This window comes from Myxococcus llanfairpwllgwyngyllgogerychwyrndrobwllllantysiliogogogochensis (assembly GCF_006636215.1).
GTDB classification, from domain to species: domain Bacteria; phylum Myxococcota; class Myxococcia; order Myxococcales; family Myxococcaceae; genus Myxococcus; species Myxococcus llanfairpwllgwyngyllgogerychwyrndrobwllllantysiliogogogochensis.
Genome location: NZ_VIFM01000041.1, coordinates 29,078 through 52,692 on the forward strand (window position 1 = coordinate 29,078; position 23,615 = coordinate 52,692).

Here is a 23,615-nt window from a genome sequence, read left to right on the forward strand (position 1 = left end):
TGCTTCCACGTCATCTGGAGGCGCGGCTCCCAGCAGCGTGAAGCCTGAATGTGGCGAGGCGCCACGGGGGCTCGAGGCGCTGCTCAAGCCCGGTGGGCTGGTCCTCTTCGGAGAGATGCACGGCACCGAGGAGGTGCCTCGCTTCGTGGGTGACGTCGCGTGCCACGCGTCCGTCCAGGGGCTGGCGGTTCGCGTGGGGCTCGAGATTCCCTCGGAGGAGCAGGGCCCGCTTGACGCCTTCCTGGCGGCGGATGACGCCCAGAAGAGCCAGGCGGACTTGTTGCTGCGTCCGTTCTGGATGCGAGATGTCCAGGATGGGCGCAGCAGCAAGGCGATGCTCCAGTTGTTGAGCCGGCTGCGCGAGCTGCGTCGCTCCGGCGCGAAGCTCACCGTCGTCGCCTTCGACGTCGCGAAGAGCGCGGACCGGGACGGTGAGATGGCGAAGAACCTCCTTGCCGCCCTCTCGAAGGGCGCGGAGGACCTCACGCTGGTGCTCGCGGGCAACCTCCATGTGCGGCTCGAGAAGGGCACGCCGTGGGATGCGAACTACACCCCCATGGGCTGGCACCTCGCCCAGGCGAAGCTCCCGGTGACGTCGCTGAACAACAGCTACACCGGTGGCAGTGCCTGGGTCTGCATGGGCCAGAACGCCGTATGCTCGGCGTACCCGATGAAGGGGAAGGACAAGGGCGAGCGTCCGTTCGTCGAACACGCGGCCTCTGTCGAGAACGGCTATCACGGCGTCTTCCACGTGGGCGCCATCACCGCCTCCCTGCCCGCGGTGGAGTCGAAGCAGGGCGCGGGCATCAACGTCCAGGCGGTGTCGCTGCGAGCCCAGGGCGACGCGGCCTATGACTCGAAGCAGTTCGCGCAGTGCGCGAAGCACTTCGCCGATGCGGCCCGGGTGGACTCCTCGATGGCCGCGTCCGACGCCTACAACGAGGCCTGCTGCCACTCCCTGGCCAAGGACTCGGACGCGGCCATCACCGCGCTCCAGCGCGCGGCGAAGCATGGGTATTCGAACTGGCAGCATGTCCGGCGCGACGAGGACCTCACCCCGCTGCGTGCGGACGCGCGCTGGGCCCCGCTGATGGCCCAGGTGAGGGCGAACCTGATGGCCGCGGCGCCGCCCGGTACCAACGCGGAGCTGTATGGCCTCTACCTGGATGACCAGGACGACCGACAGGATGAGTCAAAGATAGACTGGGCGGTGGTCGGTCCCCGGGACGTGAAGCGCCTGGCCCGCGCTCGCCAGCTCCTGGAGGAGGGCAAGGTCCAGAGCGCGAAGGACTACTTCCACGCCGCGCTGCTCTTCCACCACGGCAAGGATGTGGCGGACTTCCAGCGCGCGCACACGCTCTTGCTCAAGGCCGTGGAGCTCGACCCGAAGGACGGACTGGCTCGCTGGCTCACCGCCGCCGCCGAGGACCGGCTGTTGACCCAGCAGTGCAAGCCGCAACGCTACGGAACCCAGCGCGAGCAGGTGAACGGGAAGTGGCGACTCGTCCCGGTCGACCCCTCGGTCTCGGACGAGGAGCGCGCGAAGTGGGGCGTGCCGCCGCTGAAGAAGTTGCAGACGGAAGTGGAGGCCGCGAACGCGACCCCTCCGTGAGTCGTCTCACCGCGCCGCGCCATCTCCCAGCATGCGCAGCGCCAGCTCCGCGTGGAGCTCCGCGAGGGTCTCCACGTCGAGCGCGCCGCCTTGCTCGTACCAGTAGGGCAGGCGCACGCCCATCGCGGAGATGGCGGCGGCGGTGACGCGGGGATGGGGCGGCGAGAAGCTCTTCTGCGCCACCCCGCGCTCGATGACCTCCGCCAAAAGCGCGGCGGACTTGTCCCGCAGCGCCACCGCCGGCGCGGCCAGCTCCGGCGTCAACGCGTACAGCTCCTCGTTCACCACCACCGCGAGCTGGGGATGCAGCGCATGCGTTCGCGTGTGCGCGCGGACCAGCGCCCGCACCTGCTGCCTCGGCTCGGGCGCTGATTCCTTCAGCGCCGTCTGGAGCGCCTCGTGGTGCGCCTCATGACCAATGCGCACCAGCTCCGCGAGCACGTGCTCCTTCGAGGCGAAGTGCGCGTACAGCGCGCTCGGCTGCAGCTCCAGCACCTTGGCCAAATCGCGGATGGACGTGTCGTGGTAGCCGCGGCTCGCGAAGAGCTGGAGCGCCGTCTCCAGGATTCGACGCCGGGTGCCGTCTGACGGAGCTGACGGCGGGAGGCTCGCCGGCTGGGCGCGGAGCCGAGAGCGAGTGGGTGTGCTCATGTGGGTTCTTGTTAAACGAACGTTCGTTCAGATAGGGTGGGCCAACGTTACTTCCGCGCCTGGAGTTCGAGGATGTCCACGTTGCAGCTCGAGGGCTTCACTCTCCACTACGAAGAGTCGGGTCAGGGCATTCCTGTGTTGCTGCTTCACGGGCTCGGCTCCTCCGGAGTCGACTGGGAGCTGGTAACGCCACGGTTGGTAAACGGTTACCGACTCGTTGTCCCGGATGCGCGGGGCCACGGTCGCAGCGGTCGCCCGGCCGGTGCCTATGGCGTGCCGCTCTTCGCCCGGGATGTGGCCGCGCTCTGCGACGCGCTCGGCCTGAAGCAGGTGCACGTCATCGGCCTGTCGATGGGCGGGATGATGGGCTTCCAGCTCGCGGTGGACCGGCCGGACCTGGTGCGCAGCCTGGTCATCGTCAACAGCGGCCCGGAGCTCGTCGCCCGCACGGTGCGCCGCAAGTTCGACTTCGCGCTGCGGCTGACGCTCCTGCGCTTCCTGGGTCCCAAGGCCCTGGCCAAGGTGCTGGCGCCCAAGCTGTTCCCCAAGCCGGAGCAGGAGGTGCTCCGTCAGCGCGCCATCGCCACGTTCTCCGCCAATGACCCGGATGCCTACCTGCGCGCGACGCGCGGGCTGTTGGGCTGGAGCGTCATGGCGCGGCTGAAGGACGTCACCTGTCCGGTGCTCGTGCTCCACTCCGAGCGCGACTACACGCCGCTGTCCGCGAAGCAGGCCTATGTGGACCTGCTGCCCCAGGCGCGGCTCCACGTGCTGGCGGACTCCGGCCATGCCGCTCCGCTGGACCAGCCCGGTCCGCTCACCGACGCCGTGGAGGACTTCCTCCGCGCCGTCGACAGCGATGCACCCGGCACCTCGCTCGGCGCCTGAGCCGAGCAGCGAACCCGAGCTCCACAACCCAGGAGGCATGACGATGTCGATGCATCGACGTGGTGTCGCACTCTCGCGGTCGCTGTTTGTACTCACGGTGTTGCTGGTGCTCTCCACGGGAGCACCCGCGTACGCCGGCTCGTGGGTCCATGGCAACTATGTGGGCGCATGGGGAGCCCGGGGCTACCAACTCTGGGTCCCCACTGGCTACCAACCGGGGACACCGCGCCCCCTGCTGGTAGCGCTACACGGCTGTCTCCAGAACCCGGACCAGTTCGCGGGACTGACGCGCCTGAACGAGAAGGCGGATGCGGAGGGCTTCCTCATCCTCTATCCGAACCAGGCGACGTTCGTGAACGCGACGCAGTGCTGGAACTTCATGCTCGGCAACAACCAGGAGCGCGGCACGGGCGAGCCGTCGCTCATCGTCGGCATGGTGGAGTTGATGAAGCAGCGCTACTCGGTGGACGCGCGCCGCGTCTACGTGGGTGGCGTGTCCGCGGGCGGCGTGCTCACGACGACGCTGATGTCCTGCTACTCGGATGTGTTCGCCGCGGGCATGGTGGGCGCGGGCGCCATGTACAAGGCGGCCACCACGGTGTCTGGCACCGCCTTCGCCATGCTCTTCGGCAGCATCTACTCGCCGGATGACAAGGGGAAGGACGCGTGGGTCTGCTCGGGCCGGCCGCGTCGCACGGTGCCGGTGCTCGTGGTGCATGGCACCGAGGACAGCGTCGTCAATCCCCTCAACGGCGAGCAGGCCGTGAAGCAGTTCCTCCAGACCAGCGACTACGGTGATGACGGCGTGGCCAACGACAGCGTCAAGGGCACGCCGACGAGCACGCGGACCTTGAGCGTCCCCGGGGGCCGCACCTACGTCGTGAAGGACTACGTCTACGGCGGTGAGTTGGTGGCCCAGAAGTACGAGATTCGTGGCATGGACCACGCGTGGCCGGGAGGCAATGCGAGCTACCCCTTCGCCGACCCGGCCGGCCCCGACGCCACCACGTTCATGTGGGACTTCTTCAAGCAGCACACGCTCGACCTGCCGTAGCCGCGCGGGACTTCCACCCACGCTCCTCGAGAGTCGATGAGGAGCGCGGGCTGTTTCACATCAGTGCTTGTGGCCGAAGCGCACCGCGACGTTCGGGTGCGCGGCGGCGAAGGCGCGCAGCTTCTTGAAGCTCTCGGTGCCGCGCGTCGCGTCGCCGGTGAAGGTGCCCGGCTCCACGTCGTGCTCCCAGCCCCAGCGGGTGTGGCTGGCGTCGCCCAGGAGCAGCACGGGGCCCTTCGTCGAACGCACCAGGTACGCGGTGCTGCCCGGCGTGTGGCCCGGCACCCAGAGCGCCCACACGGAGCCGTCCCCGAAGATGTCCACCGCGCCCTCGAAGAGGCCGCCCGTCTCGGCGACGTAGGTCCACTCGGACAGCGCGGCCTTGCCCGCGAGCGCGCGGTCCGTGTTGGGCTTGATCAGCACGTTGAGGAAGGCGCGGGTCTCCGCCTCGCCCGGGCCGGAGTAGACGGGGGTGCCCGCGGGCACGTCGGCCATGCCGGTGAGGTGGTCCAGGTGCAGGTGCGTGAGGAACACGCCGGCCAGGGGCTGGGGCTGCTTCGACAGCCACTCGCCCAGTGGCTGGTGCACCTTGAGCTTCTCCAGCTTCATGGCACTGGCGACGATGCCTTGCATGGCCGCCTTCTCCGGCGCGTCTCGCAGGGCCGTCTCGATGCCGGTGTCGACGATGAAGAGCCCCTTCGTCGGGTGGCGCAGCGCGTGGAAGAAGACCTGGATGGGCTCATCCCCGTCCTCCAGCTTCGCCGCCTTCGCGGTGGGGTGATTCAGGTTGATGAGGCCGCTGCGCGCCACGGCCCAGTCGGAGGACGCCACGGACTCCAGCTCCACGGGGCCGGGCTCGTCCAGCACCGCGAGCAGGTCATTCGCGGGCCGCGCCGCGCCGAGCGACGAGCGCTGGTGGGGGTGCGAGGTGGCCGCCACGCCGACGACTCCGAGGATGACCGCACCGAGGACGAGGACGGCGAGGACCGAGAGGGTGATGCGCTTGACGTTCTTCATGAGCGCCAAGGTATCGATGCGCTGGTGCATGGAAAATGGCCATTTTGGTATGAAGCCATCCAAATATGGATATTCCGTGGGATGACGCGCGGCTGTTCCTGGCCATCGCGGAGACGGGCAGCTTCAGCGCGGCGGCGAAGCGGCTCCGCATTGGCCAGCCGACGGTGAGTCGCAGGCTGGCGGCGCTCGAGTACGAGGTGGGGGCGAAGCTGTTCCGGCGGAGCGTGGACGGCGCGGCGCTGACGTCGGCGGGGGAGCGGCTGCTGCAGCCCGCGAGGAAGATGGCGGAGTGGGCCGGAGAGCTCCAGCGCGCCGCCGAGTCGGCGGACTCCTCGCCCCAGGGGCTGGTGCGCGTGACGGCGAGCCCCTTCGTGAGCTTCGACTTCCTGGCACCCTTCGCGGGCCACGTGGCGCGCAAGCACCCGGGGCTGCGGCTGGAGGTGCAGTCGTCGGTGAACTACGCGGACCTGGGGCGCGGGGAGGCGGACCTCGCGCTGCGCACGCGGTCCACGAGGAACGCGGACCTCACCCGTCTGTACACGCTGGAGGTGGAGACCGCCGTCCTCGTCTCCAAGTCGCTCAAGGCGACGCTGCCGAAGCGGCCGACGCTCCAGGAATTGCCCTGGGTGGCGTGGGCTCCGCCGTTCGAGGCGATGTCACCCAATCCCCAGCTTGAGTCGCTCATCCCGAACTTCGCCCCCGTCTTCACCGCGGACAACTTCCTGGTGCTGCTGGCGGCGGCGGAGGCGGGCGTGGGCGCGATTGCGCTGGGCCATGTCACGCACCGCTTCAGCCAGCAGCGGGAGCGCAACCTGGTGCCGCTCGACATCGACCTGGGGCCCTACAAGAAGAGCCAGCTCCACCTCATCTGCGCGAAGTCGGCCCTGGAGATTCCTCGCGTGCGCAAGGTGTCGGAGCTGCTGGTGGAGGAGCTGGAGCGCGCGAAGTCGCGCTGACTTCGCGCGCTCGGAGACGCGGGCTCAAGGCATGGGGGGCATGCCGCCGTCCCAACCCGGCGGAGGGCCACCGGGGCCTCCGTCGCCGCCCGGCGGAGGACCTCCCGGACCACCACCGCCTCCGCCGCCACCCGGAATCTGGCACTGCGCGGTGTCCAGTGAGGAGCGGATGATGAGCGTCTTCCACGCGAGCATGGCGCCGTCCGCCTGACGCGAGGTCTGGAAGAGGTAGTTGCCCACGGACTCGGCGGACACGACGTTGTCGTTGGCGTTCGTCGTGTCTCGCGGTCCGCGCGTGCTGTAGAGCGGCTGGTGGTTGATGACGTCGTCGTTGAGCGCGTCGTCGAAGAAGAGCTGCGACGTCACGTACTCCGCCTCGCCCACGCGAATGGTGAAGTGGATGTGGACGGTGCGGCTGCTGTACCAGCCGGGGAAGCAGGTATCGAAGTCGGCGCGGCCGTCGGCGTCCGTCACCTGCACGCCTCGGAACCACCGGGCGGACGTGGCCGTCGGGTCGTCCGAGGTGCAGAAGGTGCTGGCGTCCTCGCCCGAGTAGAGGCCCTCCGGCGCGGCGTGCCAGATGTCGACGGAGGCGCCCTGGATGGGCTCGCACGCCTCGTTCAGCACGCGGAAGGCCAGCCGCACGGGCAGGCCGTCGTGGCCCTCGCTGATGTCCTTGCGGACCAGCGTCCGCGCGTAGCAGGGGCCCAGGGTGGCCGCGCAGGTGAGGGCGCAGGGGGTGCCCGCGTCGTCGGTGAAGGGGTTGGCGTAGGTGCCCGCCATCACCGAGGTGCCGCCGGTGGCCCAGTCGGTGGCGGTGGTGCCCGCGTCGGTGTTCGTTCCGGAGTCGGTGTCTCCCCCGGTTCCCGGGGTGCCCGAGTCATCCGCGCCACAGGCGAGCACCTGCACCAGCGGTATCGCCGCCAGCGTCAGGCCCATGCCGCGCAGCACCCTTCGGCGGGACATCACCGAGGTGAGGGTGTCCTTCCTGTCCTGGTCGCTCATCGCGAGTCCTCTCCTGGGCCGGTGCGAGTGGGGTGGTCCGGTCCATGTCGCCCGTGTTCTCGGGCCCGAGAATCGCTATACCCAGGGAGTTCTTAAGCAGACCTTACGTGCCACCCACGGAGACCGGCCGCATGACGACACTCAAGGGGAAGACGCTTTTCATCACCGGGGCCAGCCGAGGAATCGGCAAGGCGATGGCCCTCCGGGCGGCGCGCGACGGCGCCAACATCGTCATCGCCGCGAAGACGACGGAGCCGCACCCCAAGCTGCCGGGCACCATCTACACGGCCGCGGAGGAAATCGAGAAGGCGGGCGGTCGGGCGCTCCCCTTCGCGGTGGACATCCGCGACGAGAAGCAGATTGCCGCGGCGGTGGCGAAGGCGGTGGAGACGTTCGGCGGCATCGACATCCTCATCAACAACGCGAGCGCCATCAGCCTCACCGGCACGGAGGACACGCCGATGAAGCGCTATGACCTGATGCATGGCATCAACACGCGCGGGACGTTCGCCTGCTCGCAGGCGTGTATTCCGCACCTCAAGCGCTCCAGCAATCCGCACATCCTCAACAACTCGCCGCCGCTGAACATGGAGGCGCGCTGGTTCTCGCCGCACGTCGCGTACACGATGGCGAAGTACGGCATGAGCATGTGTGTGCTGGGCATGGCGGACGAGCTGCGTCCGGATGGAATCGCGGTGAATGCGCTGTGGCCGCGCACGGTCATCGCGACGGCGGCGGTGCAGAACCTGCTGGGCGGTGAGGAGACGATTCGCGGCAGCCGCTCGCCGGACATCATGGCTGACGCCGCGTACGCCATCCTCACCAAGCCGAGCAAGAGCTTCACCGGCAACTTCTGCATCGACGAGGACGTCCTGCGCGCCGACGGCGTGACGAACTTCGACAAGTATCAATCCGTGCCCGGCGCGGAGTTGTTCCCCGACTACTTCCTCTGAGGGGTGGATTGGTACGGCCCATGCTTCCGGTTCGGGAGCGTGGGCCGTGCGTTGAGTATTCCGGCAAGGGCCCAAGGCGAGGAGGGTGGCGAGATGGCGTGGGAGTCCGAGCAGGGTGTGACGTCGAGTGTCGCGAGGAGCCCCCAGGATGAGCGGTGACGCCAAACAGGGAGGGCCCGGTCCGGGAGAGTTCCTGGTCTACGTGGGTGAGGATGGTGTCTCGAAGGTCCACGTGCGGCTCGTCGAGGGCACCGTCTGGCTGACCCAGAAGCAACTGGCCGAGCTTTTCGGCAAGGACGTGCGAACCGTCAACGAGCACCTCCAGAACATCTACGAGGAGGGAGAGCTCGACCCGGCGGCAACCCTCCGGAAATTCCGGATAGTTCAAATGGAGGGTACCCGGGAAGTCGCGAGGCTGGTGGAGCACTACTGCCTGCCCGCGATTCTCGCGGTCGGCTACCGGGTCCGCTCCACCCAGGGGACGCGGTTCCGGCAGTGGGCCACGTCCCTGCTGGACGAGTACCTGGTGAAGGGCTTCGTGCTCGACGATGCCCGCCTCCAGTCCGCCGCCTCGTTGGGAGAGGACTACTTCGACGAACTCCTGGAGCGAATCCGGGAGATTCGAGCGTCGGAGCGTCGGTTCTATCAGAAGCTGACCGACATCTACGCCCAGTGCAGCGTCGACTATGACGCCCAATCGGATATCACCCAGACGTTCTATGCGACGGTGCAGAACAAGCTGCACTGGGCCATTCATGGGCACACCGCCGCGGAGCTGATTCGCGAGCGCGCCGACGCGAGTCAGCCCCACATGGGACTCGCGACCTGGAAGCACGCTCCCGAAGGACCCATCCGGAAAGCGGATGTCACGGTGGCGAAGAACTACCTCACGGAGCCCGAGCTGCGAGAGCTCAGCCGTGTCGTCACGATGTATCTGGACTACGCGGAGGACCAGGCCCGCCGCCGGCGCCCCATGACGATGGAGAGCTGGGTGGCGAAGCTGGATGGCTTCCTCCAGTTCAACGAGCGGGACGTCCTGTCCCACGCGGGGCAAGTCAGTCACGAGCTGGCGACGGCCCACGCGGAATCCGAGTTCGACCGGTATCGCGAGAACCAGCGGAAGCTGGAGTCGAACCTGCCGACTTCCGACTTCGACCGGGCCGTGGAGAAGACGAAGCAGCTCGAATCCAGGACAGGGGGCCGAGGCAAGAAGCCATGAGTCGGCTGCTCCCGGGCGGCGAGCCCGCCTGCCCCGGGGGTGGGCGGACCACCGGTAAAATGTTCGGGAGAAGAGGCTCCATGCGGCAGTGATTGCGTGCTTGTGGACGCGACACTAGAAGCCCAGGTCACTTCCATTCTTCCGAACGAGCACTGATGTCCGCGCCGGACTTCCCCAAACAGCGAGCCACGGCATTCCAGGAAGGGCACCTCGGCGGAGCCGGCGAGATGGCGGAGTTGGTCCGCTCCAAGGACTGGTCCGCGACACCGCTGGGCCCCCTCTCCGGCTGGCCCACGAGCCTGAGGACGATGGTGGGCGTCGTCCTGGGCAACCGCTTCCCCATGCTCCTGTGGTGGGGACCGCAGATGCTTCAAATCTACAACGACGGCTACCGGCCCGTGCTCGGCCTGAAGCACCCTGGCTCGCTCGGCGCTCCCGCCTCCGTTGTCTGGGCTGAAATCTGGGACGTCGTCGGCCCCATGGCCCAAGGCGTGCTGAACGGTGGCCCCGCCACGTGGAGCGAACACCTCCAGCTCTTCATCAACAGCCGAGGCTTCATCGAGGAGACGTTCCACACCTTCTCGTATAGCCCCGTGTATGACGAAGCCGGCCAGGTCGGCGGCGTCCTCGTCACGGTGCAGGAAACCACCGAGCAGGTGCAGGACAACCGCCAGCTCAAGATGCTGGGCGAGCTGGCCACCAGCTCCGCCGCCGCGAAGACGGCCGAGGAGGCCTGTCAGACCGCCGCGTCCATCTTCTCCGGCTACGACCAGGACCTGCCCTTCACGCTGCTCTACCTGCTCGACGACGCCGGCACCGAGGTCCGGTGCGTGGGCTCCAGCGGCATGGAGGGCTACTCGGGCTCCGCGAAGCCCGCGCACTGCGCCTTCAACGGCGTGACGGACCCCGACGGCTGCTGGCCCTTCGTGGAAGCGGCGCGCACCGGACGGGAGGTCCTCGTCGACGACCTGGCCTCGCGCTTCAGGGACCTCCCCACGGGCCGCTGGGGAACGGCGCCGACGCGCGCGGTGGTGCTGCCGCTGGCGCGCTCCGGGCAGCCGCATCCGTATGGCTTCCTGGTGGCCGGCGTCAGCCCGCGCCGCGTCCTGGATGACCGCTACCTGGGCCTCTTCCGCCTCACCGCGGACCCGGTGGTGACGGCCATCGCCAATGCCCGCGCCTACGACGAGGAGCGTCAGCGCGCCGAGGCCCTCGCGGCCATCGACCGCTCCAAGACGGCCTTCTTCAACAACGTCAGCCACGAGTTCCGCACGCCGTTGACCCTGATGCTCGGCCCCACCGAGGACGCGCTGGCCTCGCCGTCACGCGCCCTCTCCGGCGAGCCGCTGGAGACGGTTCACCGCAACTCGCTGCGGCTCTTGAAGCTGGTCAACTCCCTGCTCGACTTCTCCCGTCTGGAGGCGGGGCGCATCCAGGCCCACTACGAGCCGGTGGACCTGCCCGCCCTCACCGCGGGACTCGCGAGCGCGTTCCGCTCCGCGATAGAGCGCGCGGGCCTGCGCTTCGACGTCGACTGCGCGCCGCTGCCCGAGGACGTCTACGTCGACCAGGACATGTGGGAGAAGATTGTCCTCAACCTCCTCTCCAACGCGCTGAAGTTCACCTTCGAGGGGACCATCCGCATCTCCCAGCGGTGGACGAATGGTCAGGTCGAGCTCCAGGTCTCCGACACGGGCATCGGCATTTCGGAGCAGGAGCTGCCCCGCGTCTTCGAGCGCTTCCACCGCGTCCAGGGCGCACGCGCGCGCACGCACGAGGGCTCCGGCATCGGCCTGGCGCTCGTACACGAGCTGGTCCGCCTCCATGGCGGCACGCTCGGCGTAACGAGCACGGAAGGCAAGGGCACCACGTTCACCCTGCGCATCCCCTCCGGCGCGGACCATCTGCCGAAGGCGCACGTCGGTGCTCGTGACTCGCGGGCCGTCACGGCGCTGGGCGCCGCGCCCTATGTGAACGAGGCCCTGCGCTGGCTGCCAGGCGGGCTGGAGGTGGAGTCGCTGGAGCTGGGGGCCGAGGTCCCCTCGGAGCAGAACGTCGCCAAGGGCGCGCGCATCCTGCTGGCGGACGACAACGCCGACATGCGCGAGTACCTGACGTCGCTGCTCTCGCGGACCTGGGAGGTGGAGGCGGTGGCGGACGGCCTCGCGGCGCTGGAGTCCGCGCGCGCCCGACCTCCGGACCTGGTGCTGACGGACGTGATGATGCCGGGGCTGGATGGCTTCGGCCTGCTGCGCGAGCTGCGCGCCGACGAGCGGACGCGCGGAGTGCCCGTCACCGTCCTCTCCGCGCGAGCGGGTGAGGAGGCTCGCATCGAGGGCCTGCGCGCCGGCGCCGACGACTACCTGGTGAAGCCCTTCTCCGCGCGCGAGTTGATGGCGCGGGTGGAGACGCAGCTCACCAAGGCGCGGTTGCGGTCCATCCAGGAGGCCCATGCCCGGCTCCTGACGCGCGTCTTCACGTACGCGCCGGTGGGCATCTGCATCCTGAAGGGGCCCGAGCACATCTTCGAGTTCGCCAACGCGGGTTACCTGCGGCTCGTCGCCAACCGCCCCGTCGTCGGCCAGCCCATCGCGAAGGCGCTGCCGGAGCTGGCGGGCCAGGGCATCTTCGAGCTGCTGGACAGGGTCATCGCCACGGGCGAGCCATACATCGGCCGTTCGCTGCGACTGATGATGGTCTCCGGTGAAGGGGGCCCTCCGCGCGAGGTGTTCTTCGACTTCGTCTACCAGCCGATGCTGGACGACGAGGGCCGGGTGGACTCCATCGTCGTCGTGGCCTTCGACGTGACGGACCTGTCCAACGCGCGCCGCGAGGCGGAGGCGGGCAGCCGCGCCAAGGACGAGTTCCTGGCGATGCTCGGCCATGAGCTGCGCAATCCGCTGGCGCCCATCCTCACCGCGCTCCAGTTGATGCGGCTGCGCGGTGGTGACGGCGCGGAGCGCGAGCGCACCGTCATCGAGCGACAGGTGCATCACCTGGTGCGACTGGTGGACGACCTGCTCGACGTGTCCCGCGTGACGCGGGGCAAGCTGGTCCTTCGCCGTGAGCGCGTGGAGCTGGCGGAGGTGGTGGCGAAGGCCATCGAGCAGTCCAGTCCGCTCCTGGAGGAACGCGGCCACCACCTGGTGGTGGAGCTGCCTCGCCATGGCCTGTTGCTGGACGCCGACGCGACGCGACTGGGGCAGGTGTTCTCCAACCTCCTGACGAACGCGGCGAAGTACACGGAGCCCGGTGGGCGCATCACCATCACCGGGACGCGAGAGGGTTCGGAGGTGGTGGCCTCCGTCCAGGACAACGGCAGCGGCATCACCCCGGAGATGCTGCCGCGCATCTTCGACCTCTTCTTCCAGGAGCGGCAGGAGCTGGACCGCTCGCAGGGCGGACTGGGACTGGGGCTCGCGATTGCCCGGAGCCTGGCGGCCCAGCACGATGGCACCATTCAGGCGAGCAGTGATGGCCGGGGACAGGGCAGCACCTTCACCGTGAGACTGCCCGCGCTGGAGGCGCTGCCCGCCGAGGCGAGCGTGGTCTCCGCGGTCGTGGCGCAGGAGGTCGCGCCGATGCCGCACCGCGTGCTGATTGTCGACGACAACCGCGACGCGGCGGACGTACTCGCCGAGGCCCTGGACATGCTGGGCTGCGAGACGCGCGTCACCTACGACGGCCCGAGCGCGCTCCAGGTGGCGCCGTCCTTCCGCCCGGAGCTGGCGCTGCTGGATATTGGCCTGCCCGTCATGGACGGCTACGAGCTGGCGCGCAACCTGCGCACCCAGCATCCGGACGGAGGCCTCCAGCTCATCGCGGTGACGGGGTATGGCCAGGAGTCGGACCGGCAGCGCTCGAAGGAGGCGGGCTTCGACGCGCACTTGGTGAAGCCCATCGACTTCGCCACCCTGGGCTCGTTGCTCAAGCGCCTGAACTCGGCCCGCTCCAATTGACTCACCCCGCCGAGCGCGCGGCCTGGCTCGGCGGCGGTGCCCAGGTGGCGTTGAGCGAGTGGATGGTGCTCACCGGGATGTCGAGCAGGAACATGTAATAGAGGGCGCGGTGCTGGTCGTTGACCTCGTCCTCGAAGGCGCCGAAGCCGCTCACCGAGTAGACGGTTCCGAGCAGCTCCGTGCCGGTCGTGGGCTGCTGGTACGTCAGCGCGTTGTCCCGGAGGGTCCTCAGCGCGGCGTCGACGGCCGCCTTGCACAGCAGGCCGCACGCGGGGCCGCCGGGGTACAGGGACAGGATGGACGTCAGCCCTTCCTCGGTCCACGCGCGCGGCACCACGTCGAGCGCGTTGTAGTAGCGCTGGGCCTCCGGGAAGGCGGCGTCGAAGGCCTCGGCGAAGGCGGGATTGCCCGCGGTGGGCGCGGCGAAGGTGAGGGGGAGCACGGACACGTTCGTCAGCGCGCCCTGGAGCCACGCGGCCAGCACGGTGGCCACCTGTCCCCCCAGGCTGTGCCCGGTGACGAGCAGCGACGTTCCCTGGGGCAGCCCCTGGAGGAACGTCAGCAGCGCGCCGCCGCCGGAGCCCACGGACGAGGACATGGCCACGACGTTCTTCCACACCTCCACGGCGCCCTTGGAGATGGCCGCATCGGCGGGAAACGACGGCGCGGTGAAGGGCAGGGGCTCCTGGGGGTTGATGTTCTTGTCCTGGAGCAGGTCCTCGATGCGGTCGAACAGGGTGCCGCGCACCACCACCGCGCAGTCGCCGCTCGTGTTGGCGGCGACGTAGACCAGGTCCTCGCCGTGCGTCGCCGGGCCCCACGTCACCTGCCAGCCCTCCGTGAGGGTGGCGGACAGGGCCTCGTTCATCAGGGTGTAGCGCTTGGAGTTCGAGTCGAACTGGCCCAGGTAGGAGACGGCGCAGAGGGTGATGCCGAGCTGGGAGGGATTGTTCGCGGAGGCCATGGTTCTTCCTTCAGGACAGGGAGCCGGAGACGCTTGCCACCATTGTGCACCGGCCGGGGCTTCGTCGCCGTCCTCGCGCGCGGGGACTCGGCTATGCTGGGGCCCTCCGCATGGCCCTGGAAGGGCACGGCGCGCGTCGCCCCCCTTCCACGCGGTCCGGGGAGAAGAGACGAGGCGTTCGGGATGAGCAGCGATGTGGCGGGAGCGAAGGACGGAGTGGTGGTTCTCGATTACGCGAAGCTGGTGGACGGCGCGGACCTGTCCGCCGACATCGAGCGCGCGTATGGGTATGACGGCATTGGCCTGCTCATCGTCCGGGGCATCCCCGGGCTGGTGGAGCTGCGGCAGGGGTTGTTGCCGCTGGGCTTCCGGTTCGCCGCGCTGCCCAATGACGTGAAGGACCGCTACGTCCACGAGCGCAGCAGCTATTCCTTCGGCTGGAGCCACGGCAAGGAAGTGCTCAAGCCCGGCCAGTTCGACGAGTTCAAGGGCTCCTATTACAACAATCCCCAGTACGACTCGCCGCAGGTGGATGCGTCGCTGGTGGAGAAGTACCCGGAGAACTACCACCCCAACGTGTGGCCGGACCCGGACTTTCCCGCGCTGCGCCCGGCCTTCCAGGCCCTGGGGCGGAAGATGGTGGACGTGGGGTTGCTCGTGGCGGCGCAGTGCGACCGGTACGTGACGGCGCGGCTGGGCGAGAGGCTCTCGCCGGATGCGCAACTGGCGCGGACCATCCGCGAGTCCCGTGCGTGCAAGGCGCGGCTGCTCTACTACTTCGCCATCAACGAGGACTCGACGCCGCGCACGCGCGACTCCTGGTGTGGCTGGCACAGTGACCACGGTTCGCTGACGGGGCTGTGTCCGGCCATGTACTTCGACGCGGAGCCTGGGGCCTCGGAGCCGACGCGGCAGGACATCGCGGTGCCGGACCCGGAGGCGGGGCTCTACGTGCGCACGCGCGGTGGTGAGGAGCGCAAGGTCGTCATCCCCAAGGACTGCCTCGCGTTCCAGATTGGCGAGAGCGCGCAAATCGTCACGGGCGGACTGCTGCGCGCGACACCGCACGCGGTGCAGGCGCTGGCGCACCCGGCGAGCCGCAACATCTCCCGCTCGACGTTCGCCGTCTTCATGCAGCCCGACAACGAGGAGCGCCTGCGTCCGCCCGAGGGCACGGACCCGGCGGAGCTGCGCGTGGGCGCCTTCCAGCCGGGCATGACGTTCGGCGACTTCGCCCGCGCCACGTTCGCGAAGTTCTACAACCCCTACGCGTGACGCGCGGCGCGCGCGGGGTGTCTCCTCAAAAGACAGACACCTCGCGCAGTTGGTGGAAGTAGCCGCGCATCGGTGGGTTGCTGGACGGTTTCGCGGTGTAGATGCGCACGCGGTCCACGAGCGGCGTGTCTTCCCGGAGGGGTGCGTCGACGTCTCGCTCGAAGGCCACCTGCGTGTTCCTGTCGTCCGTGTGGGGCGGGGTGTCGAGCGCCAGAATGAGTGTGTCCTGGCCCAGCGGCTGCCATGCGCCGCCCTCCAGCGAGCCCTCCACGTGAAGGACCTCTTCCATGAACGTGCTGTTGTGGCCTCGCACCAGCACGCGGCGGGGATGGACGGGCTCCCGCAGCCGGATGATGAGCACCTGCTCCAGCGAGCCGTACATCGGCGTCGGCACCTTGACCGACTCGAGCTTGCCGTCGGTGAAGGGACACGGGTCCACGACGCCGTCATCCGTCTCGCACGGCTGTCCTCGGCTGAAGGGGATGCGTCCCGTGAAGGGCAGCGGCACCGGGGGCGCCTCATGCACGTCCACGTATTCCAGGACGCTCAGGAACCAGTCGCGCCCGCCCTCGGCTCGGGCCTGCACGAAGGCGAGCGGTGGCGCGAAGTCCTCCAGCATCTCCGGCCCCAGCCACGCCTCGCCGGAGCGCGTCTCCTGGCTCCACACCACGCCGGACTCGCCACGCGCCTGCACGAAGTAGCCGTGCTCGGGGATGTCCGCGAGCGGCGGCACATCCACCCACGTCAGGCGTACGCCGCCCGCGTCCTCGCTCGCACGCAGCTGGCTGTCCCAGCGGCGCAGCGGCGGCAGGTCCACGTCCAGCATGAAGTGGATGGCCAGGAAGTCCCTCGCGCCGTCCAGGGGCGGCAGGTGGAGCTGGAAGGTGCTGAGGCTCGACCAGGGGGATGGGCGCTCCAGTCGGTCCGCGCCGGTGTCGCGCGCGGTCAGCTCGTGGAGGAACAGTCCTTGCGCGTCTGGAGTCACCTGGGCCCAGGGCTCGTACGCGAGCGTGAGGCGTCCATTCGGAGCTTGTCCCGGGATCGGCTGGGGTCCATCCAGCCGGCGCGGACGCATCAGCGTGAGCGGAGCGCCGCGCCAGGGTGAGCCGTCGGACTCCAGCACGGTGCCGGAGAGGAAGACGGGAGACTCGGGCTCCAGCGCGCAGCCCGCCGAGGTGATGGCGCAGGCGAGCCCCATGAGCAGGTGGCGCATGTCAGAAGGTCCCCTTGACGCCGAGCGTGGGCAGAATCACCGGGATGCCGAGGCTCTTGCGCTTCAGGCCCACGGGCTGGCCCACTTCGTCGTTGTAGCCATAGTCGCGGGTCAGCACCTCGCTGCGCGCGGTGACGTTGAAGACATCCAGGTACACGTCGAGCATGAAGTTGTCGAAGACGAGGCTGCGTGAGGCGCGGAAGTCGACGCGGAAGAACGAGGGCAAGCGGTCCACCGCGTCGCGGCTCACGGGTTTCCACTCGGGCTCGCCGTCCTCGCCCAGGCCCTCGCGCATGGTGCGGTAGCCGAACTGGCCCGTCTCGGGGCGGCCGGTGTTGAAGTGCGCCACCGCGCCCACGGTGACGAAGTCGAAGCGGTAGCTGAGCGCGGCGTTGACGGAGTGCGCCTGCTCGAAGGCATAGGGAAGGTAGTCCTCCGCCATGCCGAGTTCCTCGCCGTTCGGGCCCACCTTCGCGTAGCGCGTGAAGCGCCGGCTCTGGTTGAAGCCATACGTGAGCCAGCCGAACCAGCGTCGCCCCAGCGGCCTGCGCATCATCAGCTCCACGCCGTAGCTGTGGCCCCGGCTCTCCACGTCCTCGGCCTCGAGTCCCCGACGCCGCAGGTTGCTCAGCACATCCTCGAAGTTGAACTCCAGCGTGCGAAGGAGCGGGTTGAAGTACGCCTCCGCGGAGAGTTCCCACTCCGCGCCGGGTCGCCACTCCGAGCCGAGCGAGAATTGCGCCGCGCGCTGGAGTCCGCGCTCCAGTGCGAGCATCTCTCCGGCGGGCACGGGGAGCAGCACCGTCGCGGGCTGGTGGTACAGGCCCGCGCCCGCCTTCAGTGTGAGCGTGTCCGTGAGGGCATGCCGCACCGCGAGCCGAGGCTCCACCGCCAGCCGTGTCGTGTCCCCGAAGCCGTGGTAGCTGTCCAGCCGAAGGCCCGGCACCAGCGTCCACCGAGGGGAAGGCCGCCAGGTGAGCTGCGTGCCCACGCCCGCGAAGGTGCCCAGGATGCCAGGGCGCGAGTACGCGTCCTTCCCGTCGACGGGGCCCACGGGGCGGAACAGGCCGATGGCCACCATGCTCGCGTCGCGTCGCTCCAGGTGCCCGAAGACCTCCAGGTTCAGCTCGGAGGACAGCTCGCGTGTGTAGCCCGTGCGCAGGGCGACGCTGCCCTGGGTCAGCTCGTAGCGACCGGACGCGATGTTGCCCTTGTTGTAGGCGAGGCTCATCCGGTCATACCCGAGCGTCAGGCCCACCTCCGCCTCGCCGCTCGCGAAGGGGTGGCGCCCGCGCAAGTCGAGCCGGTGGAACAGCAGGCCCAGGCCGCCCGAGTCCTGCGTGGGGATGCGCGCCGTGAGTCCCACCGCGTCCGACGTGCCGAGCGCGAGGACTCGGAGGCTGCCCTGGCCCACGCGCTGCTCCACGCGCGTCTGGTAGTCCCAATAGTCCGCGTACAACTTGGGCTCGCCGGGCTCCGAGTACACGTTGCCGCCTATCGTGGTCGACGACGGCCCGGTGAGGCTGTTGGCGATGCGGGTGATGAGGAGGCCCGTGTAGCTGATGCGCGCGGCGGCGGTGACGGTGGTGCCCGTCTCGGGGAAGGGGACCTCGAGGAACGCGCCCGCGTGGATGAGGTCCAGGTAGGCGCTGCCGTGCAGGCCCTCCTCGCGCGGCCGGCTCACGTGCGCGTCCACCGCGCCGCCCAGCAGGCTGCCGTAGCGCGCGGAGGGCACACCGACCTGGAAGTCGAGTGACTCGACGAGGTCCGGGTACACCACCGCGTTGCCGACGAGCAGGTGGTACAGGAAGGGCACCCGCACGCCGTCCACGTAGAAGGCGCTGGCGGCGGGCTGCACTCCGCGCACCACGGGATAGGAGAGCCCCGAGGCGAGCGTCGTCACCCCTGGCATGAGCATCACCACGCGGAACGGGTCGCCCATGGTGCCGGGGACCTCGCGCAGCTCCTGCTCGTGCAGCGTGACGCGGGAGACCTCGGTGCGCGGCCGGTCCGCGCGCACCACTGTCTCGTAAGGGTTCACCGCGAGCGGCTCCAGCGAGTACAGCACCTCCAACTGCTGGCTCGCGTCGAGCGTCTCGGTGAGCATCAGCAGCCGATGCCCGGGCGCGGTGATTTTCAGCGCATGCGCGCCGGGGGGCAGCTCCAGTCGGAAGAGTCCCTGCGCGTCTGTCTCCGTTGTCGCCGCGTCGGCGCGCACGGCAGCTCCGGCGATGGGCTTGCGTGTGCCCTTGGCGCGCACCCGGCCGGTGAGCACCGCGCGGAGGGCGGCCACGGGGGGCGGCTCGAAGCGATAGGTGAAGGGCAGTCGCACCGCGACGGGTTGCCCTTGTGAGGTGGCTGGGTGGAAGCGCAAGCGGGGTGCGGCGTGCAGCGCGGCCTGGGCGAGCGCGGAGGGAGGCTCGCCCACGATGCGGGCCTCGACGACGTCACCGGCCTCGTCGACGGTCAGCTCCAGTTCGACGGTGACAGGCGCGTCCAGGTGGAGGCCTTGAGGCAGCCGCGCGGGAGCGTCCTCGGCCAGGGTGGGTGGAAGGAGCGCGGAGGCCGAGAGCGCGGAGGGCGGCGAGGACTCGGTGCCGGGCCGCGGAGTGGCCTGGGCTCGAAGGGGCACGACGGCGCTCAGGGCAAGGGCGAGAAGAGACGGTCCGAGTCGCGTCATCGTGTGGGGGCGGGGGTGTGGGCGCTGAAAAACCTCCTATACGTGACCACAATGGAAGTCAGGTTGTCTCGGCCCGTGTGGAAATGAGGTTCATCTGGCAATGAGATTCATCTCAGGTGGACGGTTTGCCCGAGACTCCTGGCGCAATACCTATCCACGGCCACGGCACCCAGGATGAAGGCGGCGGCCGCGGCGATGTTCCCCTTGCGAGGGCGCTGTTGGAGCGCGGGCCCCAGGCTCGCGAAGGGCTCGGACATGTACCTCGCGGTGCCGGGGCTGACGCGTGGCGAGTCCACGGTGCGCGCGCTCAGTGCCTACGGCGAGGCAGGAGTCCCTCCCGTGGACGTGCTGCGTGCGATGACCGCGAACGCGGCGGAGCTGCTGCGCATGCAGGACCGGGTGGGCACGCTCGAAGCGGGAAGGCTCGCGGACCTGATTGCCGTGAAGGGCGACCCATTGAAGGACCTCAAGGCGCTGCGTCAGGTGCGCTTCGTGATGAAGGACGGCAAGGTGGTGGTGGACGCCCAGGGAGCGCTGTCCCCGGTGGCGACGCCCGCGCGCTGAGAGCTGGCGGAGGGCTCCTCGACGCCACGCGGGGAGGCACGTCGATGGCGCCGCGCTCATGCGTTTCGCGAAGCCTCCGTCCTCCGGCACGCTCCTCGGAAGTGTCGCGAGGGCTCCGGCTGGAGTAGTTACCAGGGGCCATGCTCTCCCGGTCCGCTCGACGCGTCTCGCTCACGGTGCTCCTCCTCGTCTGCGCCTCCTGTGCGCGTGTGCCGCGTCCAGCGGTCACCCGTCCCCAGGAAGCACTGGTGGAGTTCTCCGACACGGTGAAGCTCGTGGACGACGGCGAGTCGGCGTCCCTGCGCATCGCGCTGGACCAGAGCCTCATCTGGCTGCGCACGCGGCCGGTGGAGCAGCGCTTCGTCTACGGCCCGCGCGAGGTCACGGCCGGAGAATTGGTATCCGCCCTGGAGCGGCTGCGCGCGCGCCTCACCGACGGCATGTCCTCGCTGGAGGTGTCGAAGGCGGTGATGGAGGACTTCGACCTGCTCGAGTCCGCTGGAGGCGAGGACGGCACGGTGCTCTTCACGGGCTATTACGAGCCCGTGCTCGAAGCGAGCCTGTCGCGAACCGACGAGTACCGCGTCCCCGTGCTGTCCGCGCCCGATGACCTCATCGAGGTGCCGCTGGAGCCCTTCGCGGAGCGCTTCGCGTCAGAGCGCGTCTTCGGGCGACTGGAGGGCAAGCGACTGGTGCCCTACTGGAACCGCGCCGAGATTCGCGGCGGCAGGCTGAGCCCGCGCAAGCTGGAACTGGCCTGGGTGAAGGACCCGGTGTCGCTCTTCTTCATGGAGGTGCAGGGCAGCGGCACCCTGCGGCTGAATGACGGCGGCGAGCGTCGCGTGGGCTACGCCGCGTCGAACGGCCGTCCGTACCGGAGCATCGGCGCCCTGCTCATCCAGGAGGGAGTGATTCCCCGAGAGCAGATGTCCATGCAGGCGCTGCGAGCGTGGCTGGCGGCGAACCCCACCGAGCGCGACCGCGTGCTCGACTACAACGAGTCCTATGTCTTCTTCCGCTTCCTGCCCGGCGCGGCGGTGGGCTCGCTGGGCAGGGAGGTGACACCGGGCCGCTCCATCGCCACGGACGCGCGGCTGTTCCCCAAGGGCGGCCTGGCCTTCATCCTCACGGACCACCCGGTGAAGATGGCGGATGGTTCGGTGCAGTGGAGGCCGCTGGCGCGCTTCGTGTTCAACCAGGACACGGGCGGAGCCATCCGGGGCGCGGGTCGCGTGGATGTCTTCTGGGGCCGAGGCCCCGAGGCGGAGCTGGCCGCGGGCATGATGAAGCAGAAGGGGCGGCTGCTCTTCCTGGTGCCCAGGCCCCGCGTCCCGGTGGTGGAAGCCCGGTGACGCGAGGCCCGGAGGTGGCTCAGCGCTGGGCCACGCCGGCCTTCTTCAGCTCCTCGTCGATGATGCGACGGAAGTGGTCGATGGGCATCGCGCCGACGATGGGGCGGCCGTTGACGAAGAACGTGGGCGTCCCCCCGGCGCCCACCCGCGTGCCCTCGGCCGAGTCCAGGTCGATGCGCGCGTCGAACTTCCTGGCGTCGAGCGCGTTCTTGAAGCGCGTCACATCCAATCCGACCTGCTTCGCGTAGCCCTCCATCGCCGCCCGGTCGAGCTGCCGCTGGTTGGCGAAGAGGAGGTCGTGGAACTCCCAGAACTTCCCCTGCTCATGCGCCGCCATGGACGCGGACGCGGCGAGCTTCGCGTTGGGATGGTTGGGCAGCGGCTGGTGCTTGAAGGCCACGCGCAGCTTGCCCTCGTACTCCTTCTCCAGCGCCTTCAGCGTGGGCACCGCGCGAGAGCAGAAGGGGCACTCGAAGTCGGACCACGCCACCAGCGTGACGGGCGCGTTGGCGGGGCCGCGCGAGGGCGCCTCACCCACCTCCACCTGCTGCCGGGGCAGCTCCGCCGGAGCGGGAGGCGCGGGCGGGCGCTCCACGCCGCGCTCGATGATGCGCGCGTAGACGTCCGCCTTGGGCACGCCACCCTTCACCAGCGCCTCCGCCTTGTTCAGCTCCTCGTCCACCACGCCGGTGAAGACCGTCAGTGGCTGGGCGCCGTTGATGAAGCGGCCGTTGACGAAGAAGCCCGGCGTCCCGGTGGCGCCGAGCTGAATCGCCATCGCCTCATCCCGGCGGATGCGCTCGGCGAGCTTCGGCTCCGCCAGGTCCTGCTTCCAGCGCGCGACGTCCAGCCCCAGCTCCTTCGCGTAGCGCTCCAGGTCCGCGTCGGACTGGGCCCTCGGGTTGGCGAAGAGGACGTCATGGTACTGCCAGAACTTCCCCTGCTCTCCGGCGGCCAGCGCCGCGACCGCCGCGGGCCGGGCGCGCGGGTGCATGTCCAGCGGGTGGTGCTTCATCACCACGCGCAGCTTGTCGCCATAACGCTGCTGCAACTGCTTCACCGTGGCGTGGCCGCGAGCACAGAAGGGGCACTCGTAGTCGGAGAACTCCACGAGCGTGACGAGCGCGCTCTCCTCGCCGTGGATGAGCGAGCCATCCACCGGCACCTTGTAGACGACGGGAGAGATGGGAGGGCGCTGGCGGTCAGAGGGTTGGGCCACGGCGGCTGGCGTGGGAGTGGTGCCCTTGGGGGCAGCTGCGGGCGCCGACGTGCGGCCTCCCACGAATCCCAACACGAGCCCCACCACGAGGCTCACCCATACGGATGGCTTGCTCACGACACGACTCCTGGAAAAGTGACGCCACGGAGTGCGCCGAGCGCGCCGAAAGTTTCAGCGCTCTTTTTCGAGGACCTGGGTGCGAGTCAGGCCGACCTGTCGGCCGGAGCACCTGGCTTCAGGGGAGAGGGCCATCCAGCGCTGCCCTGGTGGCCTGCTCTCGGGGCGCTTGCCCGCCATTTCGGCGGTTGTCCATGAGCGGGCAGGCCCCACCTTTGTGGAGGAAGGGAGGCCGTGACTCATGCGAGGGAAGGTTGCCTGGATGGCGGTCGTGGTCGCGAGCCTGTCGCTCATGCTGTGCGCGGGGGGCTGTACGGCGGAGGCGCAGCCAGCGTCCGAGGAGGCACGGCCGCCGGCCGCCCCCTCGGTAGTGAAGCCGGTGCCTCCGTCAGGACAGACGCCGACACCCGCCGAGGTGTCCGAGCTGTGGAACAGCATGTCGGGGCTGCGCGCGGAGGTCCGCCAGCTCCGCCAGGAAGTCTCGAAGCTGCGCACGCAGGTCGGCGCCCAGGCGCAGGGCACGGGCGGCTCGGGCACACAGGCGCGGGCGGGTTCCGAGCCGGATACCCAGGCGAGCGGCACGGGGGGCGCTGGCACCGCGCCACGACAGGTGGAGAACGACGTGCCGCCCGCTGGCTCCAACGTGCCGGCGCCGACGGGGACGGCGGTGGTGATGGCCACCTTCACGGGGGCGGTGCGCTCGGTGGCTCCTCCCGATGTCGTCATCGCGCAGGACAGTGGAGAGCCGCTGACGCTGGAGGTGACTCCGCGGACGCGGGTGCTGCGCAACGGAAAGAGCGTGGGCTTGCGAGACCTGGACCCGGGAGATCGCGTCAGCGCGGTGGTGGACATGGTGGGTGAACACGAGACGGTGGAAATCTCGGTGCTCCGGAAGGAGGACCCGGACAATTGAGACG

Annotated in this window: 18 protein-coding genes; 11 read left to right on the forward strand and 7 right to left on the reverse strand. The window is 69.4% G+C overall.

Translation table 11 applies throughout. From position 1 onward, the window contains the following. Positions 1 to 37: 37 nt before the first annotated feature. Positions 38 to 1,612, forward strand: a complete 1,575-nt coding sequence (locus FJV41_RS13035) for a TPR end-of-group domain-containing protein (RefSeq protein WP_141642785.1) — start codon at positions 38 to 40, stop codon at positions 1,610 to 1,612. A gap of 6 nt (positions 1,613 to 1,618) precedes the next feature. On the opposite strand, the gene FJV41_RS13040 is transcribed toward FJV41_RS13035, so the two are convergent. Then, a complete protein-coding gene (locus FJV41_RS13040; protein ID WP_141642786.1) occupies positions 1,619 to 2,263 on the reverse strand; it encodes a TetR/AcrR family transcriptional regulator in 645 nt (214 codons plus the stop codon). A 72-nt stretch (positions 2,264 to 2,335) separates the two neighbouring features. Between FJV41_RS13040 and FJV41_RS13045 the strand changes: the two genes are divergently transcribed. Continuing rightward, positions 2,336 to 3,151 (forward strand): alpha/beta fold hydrolase, encoded by an 816-nt coding sequence (locus tag FJV41_RS13045; protein ID WP_141642787.1) that lies wholly within the window; start codon positions 2,336 to 2,338, stop codon positions 3,149 to 3,151. A gap of 43 nt (positions 3,152 to 3,194) precedes the next feature. Next, the gene (locus FJV41_RS13050; RefSeq protein ID WP_246137177.1) at positions 3,195 to 4,205 is read left to right on the forward strand and encodes an extracellular catalytic domain type 1 short-chain-length polyhydroxyalkanoate depolymerase; all 1,011 of its coding nucleotides are present in this window, start codon (positions 3,195 to 3,197) and stop codon (positions 4,203 to 4,205) included. Positions 4,206 to 4,265: 60 nt separating this feature from the next. On the opposite strand, the gene FJV41_RS13055 is transcribed toward FJV41_RS13050, so the two are convergent. After that, positions 4,266 to 5,222 (reverse strand): MBL fold metallo-hydrolase, encoded by a 957-nt coding sequence (locus FJV41_RS13055; protein WP_141642788.1) that lies wholly within the window; start codon positions 5,220 to 5,222, stop codon positions 4,266 to 4,268. Between the two features lie 65 nt (positions 5,223 to 5,287). Here FJV41_RS13055 and FJV41_RS13060 point away from each other — a divergent pair, with 65 nt between their 5' ends. After that, positions 5,288 to 6,178 carry a LysR family transcriptional regulator gene (locus tag FJV41_RS13060; RefSeq protein WP_141642789.1) on the forward strand — a complete coding sequence of 297 codons (891 nt, stop codon included), beginning with the start codon at positions 5,288 to 5,290 and terminating at the stop codon, positions 6,176 to 6,178. Between the two features lie 24 nt (positions 6,179 to 6,202). Here the strand turns inward: FJV41_RS13060 and FJV41_RS13065 are convergent, their stop codons facing one another. Then, positions 6,203 to 7,183 carry a dioxygenase family protein gene (locus FJV41_RS13065; RefSeq protein ID WP_246137178.1) on the reverse strand — a complete coding sequence of 327 codons (981 nt, stop codon included), beginning with the start codon at positions 7,181 to 7,183 and terminating at the stop codon, positions 6,203 to 6,205. A gap of 131 nt (positions 7,184 to 7,314) precedes the next feature. On the opposite strand from FJV41_RS13065, the gene FJV41_RS13070 reads away from it, so the two are divergent. The 3 genes from FJV41_RS13070 to FJV41_RS13080 all read left to right on the forward strand — a co-directional run bounded on the left by FJV41_RS13070 (position 7,315) and on the right by FJV41_RS13080 (position 13,314). After that, entirely contained in the window at positions 7,315 to 8,136 is an 822-nt protein-coding gene (locus FJV41_RS13070) for an SDR family oxidoreductase (protein WP_141642790.1), read from the forward strand. A gap of 148 nt (positions 8,137 to 8,284) precedes the next feature. Beyond that, on the forward strand, positions 8,285 to 9,355 hold the full coding sequence (locus tag FJV41_RS13075) for a virulence RhuM family protein (RefSeq protein ID WP_141642791.1): 1,071 nt from the start codon (positions 8,285 to 8,287) through the stop codon (positions 9,353 to 9,355). Between the two features lie 227 nt (positions 9,356 to 9,582). Next, positions 9,583 to 13,314, forward strand: coding sequence for an ATP-binding protein (locus FJV41_RS13080; protein WP_246137179.1), 3,732 nt, complete (start codon positions 9,583 to 9,585; stop codon positions 13,312 to 13,314). Position 13,315: 1 nt separating this feature from the next. Here FJV41_RS13080 and FJV41_RS13085 read toward each other — a convergent pair whose 3' ends face one another. Beyond that, positions 13,316 to 14,278 (reverse strand): lipase family protein, encoded by a 963-nt coding sequence (locus tag FJV41_RS13085; protein ID WP_141642793.1) that lies wholly within the window; start codon positions 14,276 to 14,278, stop codon positions 13,316 to 13,318. 183 nt (positions 14,279 to 14,461) lie between these two features. Here FJV41_RS13085 and FJV41_RS13090 point away from each other — a divergent pair, with 183 nt between their 5' ends. After that, the gene (locus FJV41_RS13090) at positions 14,462 to 15,553 is read left to right on the forward strand and encodes an isopenicillin N synthase family oxygenase (RefSeq protein ID WP_141642794.1); all 1,092 of its coding nucleotides are present in this window, start codon (positions 14,462 to 14,464) and stop codon (positions 15,551 to 15,553) included. 25 nt (positions 15,554 to 15,578) lie between these two features. Here FJV41_RS13090 and FJV41_RS13095 read toward each other — a convergent pair whose 3' ends face one another. Both FJV41_RS13095 and FJV41_RS13100 read right to left on the reverse strand, forming a co-directional pair. Further along, positions 15,579 to 16,766 (reverse strand): hypothetical protein, encoded by a 1,188-nt coding sequence (locus FJV41_RS13095; RefSeq protein WP_141642795.1) that lies wholly within the window; start codon positions 16,764 to 16,766, stop codon positions 15,579 to 15,581. Position 16,767: 1 nt separating this feature from the next. After that, complete coding sequence (locus FJV41_RS13100) at positions 16,768 to 19,398, reverse strand: TonB-dependent receptor domain-containing protein (RefSeq protein ID WP_181790603.1); 2,631 nt, start codon at positions 19,396 to 19,398, stop codon at positions 16,768 to 16,770. Between the two features lie 222 nt (positions 19,399 to 19,620). Between FJV41_RS13100 and FJV41_RS13105 the strand changes: the two genes are divergently transcribed. Beyond that, the gene (locus FJV41_RS13105; RefSeq protein WP_141642797.1) at positions 19,621 to 20,010 is read left to right on the forward strand and encodes an amidohydrolase family protein; all 390 of its coding nucleotides are present in this window, start codon (positions 19,621 to 19,623) and stop codon (positions 20,008 to 20,010) included. A gap of 140 nt (positions 20,011 to 20,150) precedes the next feature. Further along, positions 20,151 to 21,362, forward strand: a complete 1,212-nt coding sequence (mltA, locus tag FJV41_RS13110) for a murein transglycosylase A (protein ID WP_141642798.1) — start codon at positions 20,151 to 20,153, stop codon at positions 21,360 to 21,362. Positions 21,363 to 21,381: 19 nt separating this feature from the next. Here mltA and FJV41_RS13115 read toward each other — a convergent pair whose 3' ends face one another. Then, positions 21,382 to 22,698 (reverse strand): DsbA family protein, encoded by a 1,317-nt coding sequence (locus FJV41_RS13115; protein WP_141642799.1) that lies wholly within the window; start codon positions 22,696 to 22,698, stop codon positions 21,382 to 21,384. Positions 22,699 to 22,939: 241 nt separating this feature from the next. On the opposite strand from FJV41_RS13115, the gene FJV41_RS13120 reads away from it, so the two are divergent. Further along, positions 22,940 to 23,611: a hypothetical protein gene (locus FJV41_RS13120; RefSeq protein WP_141642800.1), complete on the forward strand. Its 672-nt coding sequence runs from the start codon at positions 22,940 to 22,942 to the stop codon at positions 23,609 to 23,611. Positions 23,612 to 23,615 lie beyond the last annotated feature (4 nt).

What these genes read in the sequence shown, in the direction of transcription:
- FJV41_RS13040 (WP_141642786.1), bottom strand. Translation starts at nt 2,263, where the DNA reads ATGAGCACACCCACTCGCTCTCGGCTCCGCGCCCAGCCGGCGAGCCTC.
- FJV41_RS13045 (WP_141642787.1), top strand. Translation starts at nt 2,336, where the DNA reads ATGTCCACGTTGCAGCTCGAGGGCTTCACTCTCCACTACGAAGAGTCG.
- FJV41_RS13050 (WP_246137177.1), top strand. Translation starts at nt 3,195, where the DNA reads ATGTCGATGCATCGACGTGGTGTCGCACTCTCGCGGTCGCTGTTTGTA.
- FJV41_RS13055 (WP_141642788.1), bottom strand. Translation starts at nt 5,222, where the DNA reads ATGAAGAACGTCAAGCGCATCACCCTCTCGGTCCTCGCCGTCCTCGTC.
- FJV41_RS13060 (WP_141642789.1), top strand. Translation starts at nt 5,288, where the DNA reads ATGGATATTCCGTGGGATGACGCGCGGCTGTTCCTGGCCATCGCGGAG.
- FJV41_RS13065 (WP_246137178.1), bottom strand. Translation starts at nt 7,183, where the DNA reads ATGAGCGACCAGGACAGGAAGGACACCCTCACCTCGGTGATGTCCCGC.
- FJV41_RS13070 (WP_141642790.1), top strand. Translation starts at nt 7,315, where the DNA reads ATGACGACACTCAAGGGGAAGACGCTTTTCATCACCGGGGCCAGCCGA.
- FJV41_RS13075 (WP_141642791.1), top strand. Translation starts at nt 8,285, where the DNA reads ATGAGCGGTGACGCCAAACAGGGAGGGCCCGGTCCGGGAGAGTTCCTG.
- FJV41_RS13080 (WP_246137179.1), top strand. Translation starts at nt 9,583, where the DNA reads ATGGCGGAGTTGGTCCGCTCCAAGGACTGGTCCGCGACACCGCTGGGC.
- FJV41_RS13085 (WP_141642793.1), bottom strand. Translation starts at nt 14,278, where the DNA reads ATGGCCTCCGCGAACAATCCCTCCCAGCTCGGCATCACCCTCTGCGCC.
- FJV41_RS13090 (WP_141642794.1), top strand. Translation starts at nt 14,462, where the DNA reads ATGAGCAGCGATGTGGCGGGAGCGAAGGACGGAGTGGTGGTTCTCGAT.
- FJV41_RS13095 (WP_141642795.1), bottom strand. Translation starts at nt 16,766, where the DNA reads ATGCGCCACCTGCTCATGGGGCTCGCCTGCGCCATCACCTCGGCGGGC.
- FJV41_RS13105 (WP_141642797.1), top strand. Translation starts at nt 19,621, where the DNA reads ATGAAGGCGGCGGCCGCGGCGATGTTCCCCTTGCGAGGGCGCTGTTGG.
- mltA (WP_141642798.1), top strand. Translation starts at nt 20,151, where the DNA reads ATGCTCTCCCGGTCCGCTCGACGCGTCTCGCTCACGGTGCTCCTCCTC.
- FJV41_RS13120 (WP_141642800.1), top strand. Translation starts at nt 22,940, where the DNA reads ATGCGAGGGAAGGTTGCCTGGATGGCGGTCGTGGTCGCGAGCCTGTCG.